Raw genomic sequence first — 13,622 nt, forward strand, 5'->3', positions numbered from 1 at the left:
ATTGGTGCCGTGGTCTCTTTGGTCTCGGGAGCTCTTCTCAGGGACCGTGCTGTACTGTCCGCAAGGAATGGGGGGCGGAATTATGAGGGGGAAATTGTGCGGGTCCTGAAGGTGGTCGACGCTCTGCGATTCGGTGGCGCCGAGAGCTTGATCGTCCAACTGGCGCGGGTCGCTGACCACGCGGACCTCGAGGTCTCCGTGCTCGCGCTGCAGGGGGACCGTCCTGAGCATTTGGACATGGTTCCCTCTCTCCAGGACGCCGGTGTGGAACCCCACGTTCTCGGAGTGCGACGCACGCTGGATGCCCCGGCGTTCCTGCGGCTGGTCAAGTTCATCAAGGACACCAAGCCGGATGTGGTCCACGCCCACCTCGAGATGGCCATGACCCTCGCTCTCCCCGCTGCCGCGCTCGCGGGAGTCCCTGCGGTGGCGACATTCCACAACATGCAGGCACCACTGAGCGGTCGCGCCGGTCGGCGCGAGCAGCTGGCGCTGGAGGTGGCCACCCGCAGCCAGGCCACCATCTTCGTCTCGCAGTCTTCGCTCGATTCGTTCGCGGCGCGCTACCGCTCCGGCAAGCCGGTCCCGCCGTCCTGGAAGGTGGTGCACAACGGCGCCGATCTCGACGTCTTCACTCCGGCGGACAGCAATGGTGCGCCGGCGATGCTGCCCCCGGATCTTGGCATCGATGGTTCCCGCGTCGTGACGGTGCCGGCTGGTCTGCGCGAGTACAAGGGTCTCCACCACACCATCGAGGCGTGGCCCGGCGTCGTGGCCAAGATCCCGGATGCCAAGCTGCTCCTCGTCGGATCCGGTCCTGAGGAACAGAATCTCCGGGCGCGGGTCAACGAGCTGGGCCTCACCGAGTCGGTGGTGTTCGCCGGGCTCCGGAACGACATCCCGGAGATCATGAGAGCCTCAGACGTGGTGCTGCTGGCCTCGATCTACGGCGAGAACCTCCCCACGGTGGTGATCGAAGCCGGCGGGTGCGCTCGACCGGTCGTGGCCAGTGACGTCGGTGGCGTCAGCGACATCGTGGTCGACGGCGAGACCGGACTGCTGGTGCCTCCTGCAGACCCGGCAGCCATCACGCGGGCCCTCCTCACCGTGCTGGACGACCCTGACCTGGGCGCCAGACTGGGGCGTGCCGGTCGGGAGCGTGTGGAGCGACTGTTCGACGCACGGGGGTGGGCGCGTTCGCTGCGGTCGGTGTACGAGCAGGCGATCGCCGACAAGCGACCCTCGGATCGGTCGGCGTGAGCGAGGTCCGGCCGGTGGTGGTGGTCGTGGCGGAGGCGACGCCGATGCGAGGGGGCATCGCCACTTTCGCCGAGACCATCACCTCCGACCCGATGCTGGCCGAGCAGTTCGACGTACAGCTGTTGAACACCGCCCGGGTTGCCACACGGGAGGGCGGCAGGTTCAATCTGCAGAATCTGCAGTATGCCGTGGTGGACGCCGTGCGGGTTTTTCGAGCTGCCCGGCGCGCCGACATCGTCCACCTCCAGCTGGTCGCCGACCCCGGGCTGTCCGCTCTCCGCGCCGCCGTGTTGAACGTCGCCGCGTCGCTGGGCCGGGCCGAGCTCATCGCCCATGTCCATTCCGCGGTCGGAAATGCCGGACGTGCGGAGTTCGCCACCTACGGGCCCCTGGACCGCATCGCGCTGAGGAGCCTCCGGCGGGCGGCCATGGTCTGCACCGTGTCCCAGGCCGGTACGGCGACCATGCGCCAGTTCGCGGGCCGAACGCCGGTGCAGACCGTGGACAATGCCATCGACCTGGATGCCTTCCCCATGACCGACGCGGACAGAGAACGCCCGACGGTCCTCTTCGTCGGCGTGATCTGTCGGCGCAAGGGCACCGTGGAACTGGCCCGAGCGAGCCGGATGCTGCGCGAGCGGGGCGTGGTCGATTGGAACCTCGTGGTGGTGGGAGGCCAGGGCCCGACGCCGGAGGCGGAGTACCGAGAAGTTGTCTCCGAATTCGAGGCCGCCGGTCTTGCCGCATCCCTGGTCGGCCCTGAGTACGGCGATCAGATCAAGGCGCGGCTGTCCGAAGCCGATGTCTTCGTGCTGCCGTCCTATCTCGAGGGACAGCCGATCGCCATCATCGAGGCGATGGCCAGCGGACTGCCCGCAGTGGCATCTGCCACCGGGGCTGTTCCCGACCTGATCAGGGACGGTGTCGAGGGGCGCATCGTGGAACCGGGCAATGCGGGGGTTCTCGCCGATGCCCTGGCAGATCTCATTGTCGATCGTCACGCGCGCCGCCGCATGTCTGCCGCATCTCGTGCGCGAGCGGAAGCTCTGCACGGCCTGCCGCGACTGTCCGAAGTGCTGGGACACCTCTATCGCCAGGCCCTCCACGAAGCCGACCGACCGGTACCAGATCCAACCAAGGGGGAAACTCGATGAGCAAGCTCGGAGCGAAGTCGCGAGAAACTCGCGTCAGCCTGATGACCGGCGCTCTGGTGGCGTTGCTGATCCTCGTGGCCGGCAGCGTGGTGGCACTGGGGCAGAAGACCGAGTACACGGCTGAGTCGGTCATCGTCGTCTTGCCCAACGCGGAGTTGGAGACCTCTGTCTCGGCCGCGTACTACGAAACGCTCAGCCGCGGTCAGATCGTCGCGACGTTCGCCGAGGTGGCCGACAACCTCCGGTTCGAGCAGCAGGCGGAGGAACGCCTGCAACTGGACGAGGGCCAGCGCGACGCGGTCACGACGACCGTGAGCGTCGTGCCGAGTACATCTGTGATCCTCGTCCGCGCCACGGCCGAGGAAGCCGAGGTCGCCGAGCAGATGGCGGACGGCACGGCCTCGCTGGCAACAGAGTACTTGGGCAACCTTTCTGATCCCTATCGCTCGGAGATCGTGCAGGAGGCAGACTTCTCGGCCTACGTGTCGAGCACCTCTCCGGCCCTCCTTTTCGGTCTCACGCTAATCGTGGCACTCATCGCCGGAGTTGCTGTTCAGCAGGCGATCTACCACCTCCTGGGTGCGTTGGGTCGACGTCGGCAAAGCGCAGCAGACGGAACGACTGCCTCTGAGGCTGCCGAAGTGAAGTTCCAGCAGTACGAGGGCTCGTGGCGTTGACATGACCGAACCGAACGAGCCCGGACGGGTATTGAACGTCCTCATCATCGAGTTCCTGCCCAGTGGCGGCATGTTCCAGTACAGCTTCCAGTTCGCCGAAGCCCTGGCACGGGCGGGACACCGGGTGCGCTTGCTGACAGGACCGCGGCCTGAACTGACATCGTGCACGTCGAACCTCGAGGTGATCGAGGCCTTTCCGACCTGGCACCCGAACGACGACCTCGGGGGATCGACGTTCCGACGCAAGACCCGCAGGGTGGGACGCGCCCTGCTGCTGGCGGAGTCCTGGCGCCGCGCCCTGTTCTACGCACGCCGCCATCGTCCGGACATCGTTCAGTGCGGTGAGCTGCGGTATCCGCTGGACACGGTCTCGCTGCTGGCGATGACGAAGTTCGGCGGTGCCCGTGCTGTGGTCGACGTGGCGCACAATCCCTTGCCGTACGACATCACGAGCAGGACGCAGGCCGTCGAGAAGACCGGCCGGCTGACCAGGAGATTGTTGACTGCGGCCTACGAGGCGTGCGATCTCGTCCTGGTCCTGGGCGACGGTCCGAAGGCGGCACTTCGGCGTGCGTTCCCCGGCGTCGACCGTGTCCAGGTCTGCGGGCACGGTGACTACACGTCGGTGCTCGCCTCCCACGACGTGACCCCGCCGTCCCAGGCGCCGCCCTCCATGCTGTTCTTCGGCGCCTGGACGAAGTACAAGAACATTCCACTGATGCTTGATGCCTTCGCACTGGTTCGAGAGAAGATGCCCGAAGCACGCCTGACGCTCGCCGGCCCCGTCATGCCTGATGTCGATCAGTATGGCATTTCCGGCCGAGCCACCGAGATAGGGAATGTCGACCTGAAACCGGGCTACGTCGCGATGGCTGATCTCCCTGATCTCTTCGGCGCACACCGGGCTCTGATCTTCACCTATGCGACCGTCAACATCAGCGGCAGCATCCACATGGCCTACACGTTCGGCCGTCCAGTGGTCGCGACCGACGTCGGAGCGATGCGGGATGCGGTGCAGGATGGTGTCACCGGCTTGCTCGCCGCACCGGACGCAGCCTCGATCGCAGAGGCCATGCTGCAAGTGTTGCGCGATCCCGGCTTGGCGGACCGCTTGGGTCGTCAGGCGAGTCGACACGCGGAGGAGGCATCGAGCTGGGCGGGTGTCGCGGGCAAGGCGGCCGCCGGATATTTCGGGGTGTTGCAGGGCGCCTAGGACTCGCCGGAGCGGGGAAACCTGCCGCCTGATGGAACGGCGTTGCACGCCGTGGACCGAATCCATGCAACAAGCTCAGCTTTCGTCTAGTGCGCGCCCTCCTTGGCGACCACGGCCTTGACGGTGCGCAGCAGGATCACGAAGTCCTGGACCGGGGACCAGTTCTCCACGTAGTAGAGGTCCAGGCGCACGGCCTGCTCCCAGTCCAGGTGGTCCCGGCCCGAGACCTGCCACAGCCCGGTGATGCCGGGCTTGACCCGCAGCCGGCGGTGGACGTGCTCCTCGTACTGGGCGACCTCCGAGGGCAGCGGCGGGCGCGGGCCCACCAGGGACATCTCGCCCTTTAGGACGTTGAGGAACTGCGGGAGCTCGTCGAGGCTGTACTTGCGCATCCACCGCCCCGGGGTGGTGACCCGGGGGTCGTTGGCCATGAAGAACAGCACTCCGCCCTTGGCGTCGTTGGCGGCCATGAGCTCGGCCTTGCGCTCCTCGGCGTCGGTGTACATGGAGCGGAACTTCAGCATTTTGAAGGTCGTCCCGTCGAGGCCGGTGCGCTCCTGGGCGAAGAGCACGGGCCCGCTGTCGTGCGCCTTGACGATCGCGGCGAGCACGAGCATCACGGGGGACAGGGCCACCAGGGCAGTCACGGCGCCGATGATGTCGACCGAGCGCTTGAGCATCCTCCGGGATCGGCTCAGCCGTGGGGTGGAGACGTGGATCAGGGGCAGTCCGGCCATCTGCTGGGTGTGGATGCGCGGGCCGGCGATGTCGGTGAGCCCGGTGTCCAGGACCAGGCGGATACGTTCGTCGGCCAGGTACCAGGACAGGTGCCGGACCTCCTCCGAGCTCAGCGGCGCGGACGCGGCCATCACCAGGGTCTCGATCCGGTGGGCACGGCACGCGGCCACGATCCCCTCCACACTGGGCGCCTCCCCGGCGGGCAGCATGTTCTGGGGCATCGGCACCCGGGCCAGGTGGTGGGGCAGGACCCGGGACGACGACGGCGCGTAGACCGCCACCGGGTCGAAGCCTGCGGCCGGGTTCTGCTGCAGGGACTTGAGCATCTCCACGACCCCCGGCACGCGCCCGACCACCAGGGTCCGGGACATCGCCTCGCCGGCCAGCCGGCGGCGGGTGAGCCCCCGCCGCACCAGGCCGCGCCCCGCGAGCAGCAGGAGCGTGCCCAGCGGCAGGGCGATCACCACGTAGCTGCGGGCCATCGGCACGTTCAGCACGTAGGACAGGATCGCCAGGGCGCCGAAGAGCACCAGCGTGGCGGAGACCACCTGCCGGTTCTCCTCCACGGCGTAGCCGATCAGGCGCACGTCGCGGGCGCCCCGCAGTTCCAACCAGCCCCACCAGGCGGCGCCGAGCACGGCGCCCACCAGCCAGTAGGGCACGGTGAGCCGCCCGAGCTCCAGGGCCTCCTGGTCGAGGCCGAAGCGCATCAGCTGCGTCAGCACGAGCGTGGCCGCCAGGGCCAGCGCGTCCACGCGACGCAGGCTGCTGATGTGGGTCTCCCGCCAGGCGGCAGGTCGCACGGACATGTTCTTCTTGAGCACGTTGGTCACTCCCCCCGAGTGTGCGGGGGCCGGAACACTCCTCCTACGCCCCCCGGCGTGGTTCCGGCCCCCATCGATGACTTTACAAGTGCACATCGATGTAAACAGGTGCTTAACAGGGGACAGTCTTGAGGGGTCGACGCTCCGCTGTCTTTGCTAGCGTAAATGCAAGCGCATGTTCGCCGGTCCTCAGGCCTGGTGGTCACGAGACGTGCGCTGCAGGGGTGCCGGTCCGCCGGCGGGATCCGGGGGGATCCCGCCGCACCACGGACGGCGCTCCCTGTTCGAGAGGCCGGCCCGGTCCCCGGGTCCCGGCGGGGGAGCGAGGCGCCGCAGAGGCGCAGCACAGGGGGAGTTCGCATGTTGAAGCACCAGTCCCGTGACCGGAGCACGGACCCGATCGAGATCCCGGTCAGCGGTGTCCGCGTGACGCCGATGGACGCCGAGGAGCTGCACCGGTGGATCTCGGCCACGTGGCAGGAGCGGCGCAAGGCCGCCGTCCTGGCCCACAATCTGCCCAGTCTCTACACATGGGAGGTCAACCCGACGTTCCGCGCCTTCTACGAGAAGGCGGACGTGGTGCTGACGGACGGCTTCCCCGTCCTGAAGCTGGCCAAGTGGCGGTCCGGGCGCGACCTCAGCGCCAAGCGGCACCGCCTCGGCACCCTGGACTGGCTGCCGGGCCTGATGGGCCGCACCCCGGTACGGCGCGTCGCCGTCGTCGGCGCCACCGCCGCCGGCAACGCCCGCACGGTGGACCTGCTCCGGCGGGACGCGTCCGCCGGGCAGATCGAGGGCTGGCCGGGGGAGGGCTGGAACCCCGTGCTCGAGGACCACATCGTCCGGTCCCTGCAGGAGTTCCGGCCGGACTTCGTGATCGTGGGCCTGGGCATGCCGCTGCAGGAGGAGTTCCTGAGCCGGCGCTGGGAGGAGCTGCCCACGGCGATCTACGCGGCCGTCGGCGGCGGGATCGACGAGTACGCCGGCATCCAGAAGCCCCCGCCGCGCTGGCTCGGGCCCATCGGTCTGGAGTGGGCGTACCGGCTCGTCACCCAGCCGAAGCGGCTGGGCCACCGGTACGTCGTCGAGCCGTGGATCCTGGCCTACCTCCTGGTGACCAAAGCCGTTCGTCTCAGTAGGCCCCGTCCGGGAACACGACGACCTTGACAGTGCGCAGAAGGATGACGAGGTCCTGCACCGGAGACCAGTTCTCCACGTAGTAGAGGTCCAGGCGAGCCGCCTGTTCCCCTCTGATGTTGGAGCGGCCGGACACCTGCCACAGTCCGGTGATGCCGGGCTTGACGCGCAGGCGCCGATGCATGTGCTGTTCGTACTCGTCGACCTCGGCCTGCACCTGTGGGCGCGGGCCGACGAGAGACATGTTGCCGAGCAGGACGTTGAGGAACTGCGGCAGCTCGTCCAGGCTGTACTTGCGCATCCAGACTCCGGGACGAGTCACCCGTGGGTCATTCTTCAGCTTGAAGAACACCGCGCTTTCGCCGGCCTCTGCGAGCAGCTGGTGGTGCAGGGCTTCGGCATCGGTGCGCATGGTGCGGAACTTCAGCACCTTGAACCTGCGGCCATCGAGCCCGATGCGTTCATGCGAGAACAGAATCGGTCCGCCGTCGTGGACCTTGACGAGCACAGCGAGGCCCAGCATGACAGGGGACAGCAGGGCCAGGGCGGTGGTCGCACCCACGACGTCCATGGAGCGTTTGCACAGCCGCCGCGACCAGCTCATGCGTGGCGTCGACACGTGGATGAGCGGCAGACCTGCTATGTGCTGCGTGTGAACACGGGGGCCCGCGATGTCTGTCAGCCCCGTGTCCAGGATCAGGCGGATGTGCTCGTCCGCCAGGTACCAGCTCAGATGGCGAATCTCCTCAGGGCTCAGCGGAGCGCCGGCGCAGAGGACCAGCACCTCGATCTGCCGGTCCCGGCACAGCTCGATGATCTCCTCCACGCGGGGCTCGTTGCCCGGGGGAAGTAAGTTCGGGAGGTCCTCGGAAATCAGCGATGACGAGGGAAGAGGGCGCGGAGGGGTCGGCATGTAGACGGCCACGAGATCGAAGCCCGCCTGCGGATGTTTCAGGAGCGAGCGAACGGTCTCGCACACTGCCGGTCGGCTTCCGACGAGCATGGTCCGGGACATGCCGACACCGATGTGCCGTCGTCGGAAAAGCCGCTTGCGGATCTGACCTCGTCCCAGCAGCAGAAGGAGGATGCCCAGGGGCAAGGCAATCACCACATACCCCCGCGCCGTCTGCACGTTCAGGGCGTAGGAGATGATCGCAATGGCCCCGAACAGCACCAGGGTGGCGCTCACGAGTTCCTTCGACTCCTCGATGCCCTGACCCACCAGGCGTATGTCCCGGGTGCCACGCAGTTCCAACAGGACCCACCAGATCAGACCCAGTCCCAGACCGACGAACCAGTACGGCAGTCCTACGCCCTCCAAGCGGGAGGTAGTGTTCTGGAGTCCGAAACCCTCAAGGGGAAGCGTCTTCCTGTCGAATCCGAAACGGATGACCTGTGCTGCGGCTACGGTCGTCGTGATCATGACGGCGTCGGTCAGACGCAGTGTCTGGACATACTCGTCTCGCCACGTCGCAGACCGTGTGGTGCCTGATGCTTTGAGCACGAAAGTGGTTCCTTCCCCCTGTGGCGTCGCACGGTCGTGTGCGCCGGAAGATGGACAGGGCAGCACAAAGACCTTTAATGCCGTCATCGGCGGGATCTTCGTGCGAACTTGCCACCCGGTACTCCGGCGCACGTGCCGGTGCGGACCAGTCGACTCCCATCGACTGGCACCTCCTCGCCGGACGGAATCGTTCCGACCGGTGAAGGTTGCCGCGCTCCCGACTCTAAAGCGAAGGCCCGGCCGATGCTTACTTTTGTCCAATGATGGCCAATTGTGAATTCACTATCGCGATGACTAGGGGTGATGTCCCTCCGCGCGGCCCGTGCTAGCCTTGTGCGGTTGCCAAGGCGAGGGGACCCCTACGGGTCCCGTGATCGACGACGGCTGGTTGAACGTTCCCGCCCCCACCGGTGCGGCGCCCCGCGAGGCGTGTCGCCCGGAGTCCAGACGACGGGGGAGGGTCTGCGGCCGGTATCGCCTGGCCATTCAGACGACAGACCCGACTTCGAGGAGTTCCCATGGCTGACACCATCCGCATCCCGGCCACCACGCGCAGCGACTTCGGCAAGGGCTACGCCCGCCGCATCCGCAACAACGACCAGATCCCCGCGGTCGTCTACGGCCACGGCGCCGAGCCGCAGCACGTGATCATCCCCGGCCACGAGACCATGCTCGCTGTGCGCCACTCCAACGCCGTGCTCGAGCTCGACGTCGAGGGCAGCACCCAGCTGGTCATGGTCAAGGACATCCAGCGCCACGCCACACGCCCGGAGATCCTGCACATCGACCTCCTCGCCGTGCGCCGCGGCGAGCGCGTCGAGGTCGAGATCCCCGTCCACGTCATCGGCGAGGTCGACCCGACCGCCGTGCACAACGTCGAGGAGAACACCCTCACCGTCGAGGCCGACGCCCTGAACGTGCCGGACTCCGTCACCATCAACCTCGACGGCCACGGCGTGGGCGACCACGTCTACGCCGCCGACGTCCGCCTGCCCGAGGGCGTGACCATGGTCTCCGACCCGGAGCTGCTGGTCATCAACGTCTCCGAGCCCCAGGCCCAGGACCTCGGTGACACCGAGGGCGAGACCGAGGCCCCCGAGGGCGACGTCGTCGCCGAGAACGAGGCCTGAGCCTCACCGCTCACCTGATCCTCGAAGTGCGGGGCGGCTTGCGAGCCGCCCCGCACTTCGCATGACCGCACTCTTCACCACTTCGATGGAGGCACCGATGTCCGACGCATGGCTGGTCGTGGGACTGGGCAACCCCGGGCCCGAGTACGCCCGGACCCGGCACAACGTGGGGCAGATGGTCCTCGACGAGCTCGCCTCCCGGCTCGGCGGGACCTTCAAGGTACACAAGACCCGCGCCCAGGTCCTCGAGTCCCGGCTGCGCCCGGGCGGGCCGCGTGTCGTGCTGGCCAAGCCCATGACTTACATGAACACCTCCGGCGGGCCCGTGGCCGGCCTCGCCAAGTTCTACGACATCCCGGCCGATCGGGTCATTGCCGTGCACGACGAGATCGACATCCCCTTCGCCGCCCTCAAGCTCAAGATTGGCGGGGGAGAGGGCGGGCACAACGGCCTGCGGGACATGTCCAAGGCCCTGTCCACCAAGGACTACTACCGGGTGCGCGTGGGCGTGGGTCGCCCGCCGGGCCGGATGGACGCCGCCTCCTACGTGCTCAAGCCGTTCTCCTCCACCGAGGGCAAGGAGCTGCCCTTCCTGCTCGACGACGCCGCCGACGCAGTCGAGCACCTCGTCGAGAACGGGCTGCTCGAGACGCAGCAGAAGTTCCACGCGCGCTGACGCGCCCGCTTCACAAACGACACTCTCGATCTAAGTGCCCGTCGGTTCCTTAGACTCCCGGCAGGTGTGCGGCCGATCCGCCGCGCTGCCGACCAGGGGGAAGGACTGCGGGGTGCGCTGGAGGACGGGAGACAGCCCCGGCCGCGGCTGGAAGGCCTTCGGAGCATCGACGCCGGGAAAACTGCTCCTGGGAGTAGCGGCTGTTGACGCCCTGCTGCTGTCGGCCCACGGTCTGCATCAGGTGCTCGTGCGAGCGGATCCGGAGGGTTGGTGGCCGTTGCCCTTCCGCCGCCGCGCTGTCTGGAACGGCGGCGCTGACGGCTCTCTGGCGGAACTCTGGGGTTTGCTGCAGCTGAGTTCTGCCGCGGTGCTGCTGGTGCTGCTGGCTCGGCGTGTGCCGAAGCACGGCATCCTGGGCACCTGGGGAGCAGTGCTTCTCGTCATGGTGGCGGACGACCTGTTCCGCCTGCACGAGCGCGCGGGCGCGTTCCTCGACCTGGAGCATCGAGTGCCCGCGCTGTCCGCAGCGGGCGGCCAGGAATTGGGAGGACTCGCCTTCTGGGCGGCGGTCGGGACGGTGCTCTCCGTCGCCCTGGTCCACTCGTACACCACGAGTGCCGCTCCGGCCCGCAGGGCCGCGCTGATCCTGCTTGCTGTGACAGGGCCACTCGGCGCGGTGGCAGTGAGCTACGTGTTGCTCAGCGCCTTCGGCGGTGGACTGGGTGATGGCACTCTGGCCCTCGTGCTGGCGGATGTCCGGGTCACGGTGAAGCTGTTGAGCATGACCGCCTGCCTGCTGCTGGCGCTGCACTGGAGCCGGACTCCGCCGTCGACGACAGGATCCTGTCTCGATCCGATGTGGGACCCGGCCGCCGAGCCGGGACCACGTCGACCCGCCGAACCCATGACGTAAGCGGAGCATTGTTACCTCGGGCAAGTGTCAGGGTTCGCGGTGGCTGTCGTTTGCTGATGGTATTGACCCGTTGTTCAGAAGTCCGGCAATGCATCGGGGGATCGCAACGCCGTGAAGTGACCAGCGTGGACGTCAGCCGTCTTTGGGGGGAAACATGTTGCTGTCCTTGGCGGGCATGCTGCTGAGCGTGATCGTGCTCGGATACATCGCCGTGGGATCGCGACCGGGACAGCACACTCGGCTGGTGCGCGGAGCGAAGCTGCTGCGCAACGCCATCATCGTCACCTACGCGATTCTGCTCGGGCTCAACCTGTGGTGTGTGCTGGCCGACCCGGGCGAGCTTCTCGAGGACGTGGTCGCGCTGCTGACCTTGGCTGCCACCGGCGCGTGGGGTCTGGTGGTCACCAAGCGTCGCATCCCCATTGCCGTCCGGGCGCGGAGACGCAAAATCCTGGCCGTGGGGGCGCACCCGGACGATCTCGAGCTCGCCTGCGGTGGGACCCTGGCCAAGCTGGTCGATGCCGGCCACGAGGTCCGCGGTCTGGTGATGAGCTCCGGAGAAGTGGGTGGCAATTCGAGCGCTCGTCCTGAGGAGGCTCGCCAAGGGGCGTCGTTCCTAGGGCTGAGCGACATGCGTGTGCTGGACTTCCCGGACACGAGACTGGAGACAGTCGGCAACGACATGGTGGCAGCGATCGAGTCCGCCATGACGGAGTTCGGTCCGGACGTGGTCTTCACCCACTCGGCCCACGACCAGCACCAGGACCACTACGCGGTGCACCAGGCCACCCTGCGCGCCGCCCGGGCCCACCACTCGATCCTGTGCTTCGAGTCCCCGTCGGTCACCCGCGACTTCGACCCGTCCGTGTTCGTGGACATCGACGGCTACGTCGACGTCAAGGTCGAAGCCGTGCTCACGCACCGCAATCAAGCGGGCAAGCCCTACATGACCCCGCAACGGGTCAGAGCCATGGCCGCCTTCCGCGGAGCACAGGCGAAGAACAGCAATGCGGAGGCCTTCGAGCCGGTCCGCCTGCTCGGCTCCGCCATCGGCGACCTCTGAGACGATTCGTCGAACTCGGAGGGTCGGCTCCAACAACGACGATCCCAGCATGATCGACCGGAGGGAGCCGTCGTCGCGCAGACGCCGGACGGCCGAGCCCTGCACCGGTGTCTTATCTTTCACAGCGTTGAGAGCCCCGCCACACCGGGGGCGATGCATCGGAGTGATCAAGAGAGTTGATCATGACGGACCGGAGCAGCTGAAGCACGATGAGGGTCTCCGGCCGTCGATCCCCTCGGCGGTGGAGCGCCCACAGCATGGTCGGTCCCAGTCCATGCAGGGTAACCGTCTCGACCCCGGGACCGGCGGTCTGCGCCACCAGTGACGGCAGTACTGCCACCCCCTTGTTCCCTGCGACGTCTGCTTGGAGAGCAGCGAGGGTCTGCGCCCTGGTGGGCACCAGGCATGCTGTTGCGAGCGGGCGCACGTCCACCAGGTACCCCACGCACATCAGAACCGACGGCACAGCGGGGTTGTACAGGATGGGGCATTTCGCGAACTCAGCGGCTTCGACGCCGCCCTGACCTGCGAAGGGATGTGTTGTGGCGACGATGCCCACTCTCTGTGCGGTTCCGAGCTGGTAGGAGCTGAATCTGTTGTCGGCCACGGACGACGGGCTCAACAGCACGTCGATCAGGCCGCGGGACAAGAAGTTGAGCGGCTGGGTATAGGGGACGCTGACGAACTGAATCGTGATGTCCTCGGCCTGTTTCCCGGCCGCACGTTCCAGCCGCTCCCGAAGCAGTCGGTAGGGCGCGACGTCGTATGCCCCCGGCACACCGAACCGTACCGGATGCCGTGCCGTGGGGTGCGCCGCCGACCGCGCAGCGTCCTGCGCTGCACGTCCTTGTTGCAGAAGACCCTCGGTGAAACGGGCGAACGACCAGCCGGCGGCTGTCAACGAAGTGGCTCCCGAAGCATCCCGCTCCAGGAGCGCCACGCCTACTTGCTGCTCCAGACGCTGAATCCGCTTCGTCAGGGCAGGGGACGTGAGGTGGAGCCGTGCGGCCGCATGACCGAAATGTCCTTCCTCGCACAGGACAGCGAAACTGGCCACGCACTCGAGATCGACTTCCACTGCAGGCCCCCTGCCTGGGGACGACCGCTCTGGACGATGTCCCGCGCATGTACGTCCCGGCCGTTCGACGCATAGAATTGCGCGCTGACAAGCCCTTTTGCCTCTGCTGAAGCGGCGGGCTCCAGTTTGCTCCCCACTGACGAGAATGTCCATCAGATTTCATGGGCCTCGTCCGGTGCCATTCGCCCCTGCGCAGCTGACCGCATCTTTGAAGTCAAGACCCGGTTCCAACCTGGACTCCCCAGGAGTCCTTCG

12 protein-coding genes are annotated in these 13,622 nt (G+C 67.3%); 9 read left to right on the plus strand and 3 right to left on the minus strand.

Annotated features, from left to right (window positions below; translation table 11 throughout):
- The first annotated feature begins 96 nt into the window (after positions 1 to 96).
- From ACZ2G1_RS18030 to ACZ2G1_RS18045, 4 genes are read left to right on the plus strand one after another with little or no spacing between them, the layout of a single operon-like run.
- On the plus strand, positions 97 to 1,260 hold the full coding sequence (locus tag ACZ2G1_RS18030; protein WP_470377276.1) for a glycosyltransferase family 4 protein: 1,164 nt from the start codon (positions 97 to 99) through the stop codon (positions 1,258 to 1,260).
- Positions 1,257 to 2,414, plus strand: a complete 1,158-nt coding sequence (locus ACZ2G1_RS18035) for a glycosyltransferase family 4 protein (RefSeq protein WP_470377277.1) — start codon at positions 1,257 to 1,259, stop codon at positions 2,412 to 2,414. Before ACZ2G1_RS18030 ends, ACZ2G1_RS18035 begins: the two co-directional genes overlap by 4 nt.
- Entirely contained in the window at positions 2,411 to 3,091 is a 681-nt protein-coding gene (locus tag ACZ2G1_RS18040; RefSeq protein WP_470377278.1) for a hypothetical protein, read from the plus strand. Before ACZ2G1_RS18035 ends, ACZ2G1_RS18040 begins: the two co-directional genes overlap by 4 nt.
- 1 nt (position 3,092) lies before the next feature.
- Positions 3,093 to 4,304 (plus strand): glycosyltransferase family 4 protein, encoded by a 1,212-nt coding sequence (locus ACZ2G1_RS18045; protein ID WP_470377279.1) that lies wholly within the window; start codon positions 3,093 to 3,095, stop codon positions 4,302 to 4,304.
- A gap of 86 nt (positions 4,305 to 4,390) precedes the next feature.
- On the opposite strand, the gene ACZ2G1_RS18050 is transcribed toward ACZ2G1_RS18045, so the two are convergent.
- The gene (locus tag ACZ2G1_RS18050) at positions 4,391 to 5,875 is read right to left on the minus strand and encodes a sugar transferase (protein ID WP_470377280.1); all 1,485 of its coding nucleotides are present in this window, start codon (positions 5,873 to 5,875) and stop codon (positions 4,391 to 4,393) included.
- 351 nt (positions 5,876 to 6,226) lie between these two features.
- Between ACZ2G1_RS18050 and ACZ2G1_RS18055 the strand changes: the two genes are divergently transcribed.
- Positions 6,227 to 7,033 (plus strand): WecB/TagA/CpsF family glycosyltransferase, encoded by an 807-nt coding sequence (locus tag ACZ2G1_RS18055; RefSeq protein WP_470377281.1) that lies wholly within the window; start codon positions 6,227 to 6,229, stop codon positions 7,031 to 7,033.
- On the opposite strand, the gene ACZ2G1_RS18060 is transcribed toward ACZ2G1_RS18055, so the two are convergent.
- Entirely contained in the window at positions 6,999 to 8,426 is a 1,428-nt protein-coding gene (locus ACZ2G1_RS18060) for a sugar transferase (RefSeq protein WP_470377282.1), read from the minus strand. The genes ACZ2G1_RS18055 and ACZ2G1_RS18060 overlap by 35 nt on opposite strands.
- A 599-nt stretch (positions 8,427 to 9,025) precedes the next feature.
- On the opposite strand from ACZ2G1_RS18060, the gene ACZ2G1_RS18065 reads away from it, so the two are divergent.
- The 4 genes from ACZ2G1_RS18065 to ACZ2G1_RS18080 all read left to right on the plus strand — a co-directional run bounded on the left by ACZ2G1_RS18065 (position 9,026) and on the right by ACZ2G1_RS18080 (position 12,289).
- Positions 9,026 to 9,637 (plus strand): 50S ribosomal protein L25/general stress protein Ctc, encoded by a 612-nt coding sequence (locus ACZ2G1_RS18065; RefSeq protein ID WP_109222321.1) that lies wholly within the window; start codon positions 9,026 to 9,028, stop codon positions 9,635 to 9,637.
- Positions 9,638 to 9,734: 97 nt separating this feature from the next.
- Positions 9,735 to 10,313: an aminoacyl-tRNA hydrolase gene (gene pth / locus ACZ2G1_RS18070; RefSeq protein ID WP_470377283.1), complete on the plus strand. Its 579-nt coding sequence runs from the start codon at positions 9,735 to 9,737 to the stop codon at positions 10,311 to 10,313.
- A gap of 112 nt (positions 10,314 to 10,425) precedes the next feature.
- Positions 10,426 to 11,226, plus strand: coding sequence for a hypothetical protein (locus tag ACZ2G1_RS18075; protein WP_470377284.1), 801 nt, complete (start codon positions 10,426 to 10,428; stop codon positions 11,224 to 11,226).
- 154 nt (positions 11,227 to 11,380) lie between these two features.
- A complete protein-coding gene (locus tag ACZ2G1_RS18080; RefSeq protein WP_470377285.1) occupies positions 11,381 to 12,289 on the plus strand; it encodes a PIG-L deacetylase family protein in 909 nt (302 codons plus the stop codon).
- 112 nt (positions 12,290 to 12,401) lie between these two features.
- On the opposite strand, the gene ACZ2G1_RS18085 is transcribed toward ACZ2G1_RS18080, so the two are convergent.
- A complete protein-coding gene (locus ACZ2G1_RS18085; RefSeq protein ID WP_470377286.1) occupies positions 12,402 to 13,367 on the minus strand; it encodes a LysR family transcriptional regulator in 966 nt (321 codons plus the stop codon).
- Positions 13,368 to 13,622 lie beyond the last annotated feature (255 nt).

Source organism: Kocuria sp. KKT182, from assembly GCF_055635395.1.

Excerpts from the sequence above, each read along its gene's own strand:
- ACZ2G1_RS18040 (WP_470377278.1), top strand. The coding sequence starts at position 2,411 with ATGAGCAAGCTCGGAGCGAAGTCGCGAGAAACTCGCGTCAGCCTGATG.
- ACZ2G1_RS18055 (WP_470377281.1), top strand. The coding sequence starts at position 6,227 with ATGTTGAAGCACCAGTCCCGTGACCGGAGCACGGACCCGATCGAGATC.
- ACZ2G1_RS18045 (WP_470377279.1), top strand. The coding sequence starts at position 3,093 with ATGACCGAACCGAACGAGCCCGGACGGGTATTGAACGTCCTCATCATC.
- ACZ2G1_RS18065 (WP_109222321.1), top strand. The coding sequence starts at position 9,026 with ATGGCTGACACCATCCGCATCCCGGCCACCACGCGCAGCGACTTCGGC.
- ACZ2G1_RS18060 (WP_470377282.1), bottom strand. The coding sequence starts at position 8,426 with ATGATCACGACGACCGTAGCCGCAGCACAGGTCATCCGTTTCGGATTC.
- pth (WP_470377283.1), top strand. The coding sequence starts at position 9,735 with ATGTCCGACGCATGGCTGGTCGTGGGACTGGGCAACCCCGGGCCCGAG.
- ACZ2G1_RS18080 (WP_470377285.1), top strand. The coding sequence starts at position 11,381 with ATGTTGCTGTCCTTGGCGGGCATGCTGCTGAGCGTGATCGTGCTCGGA.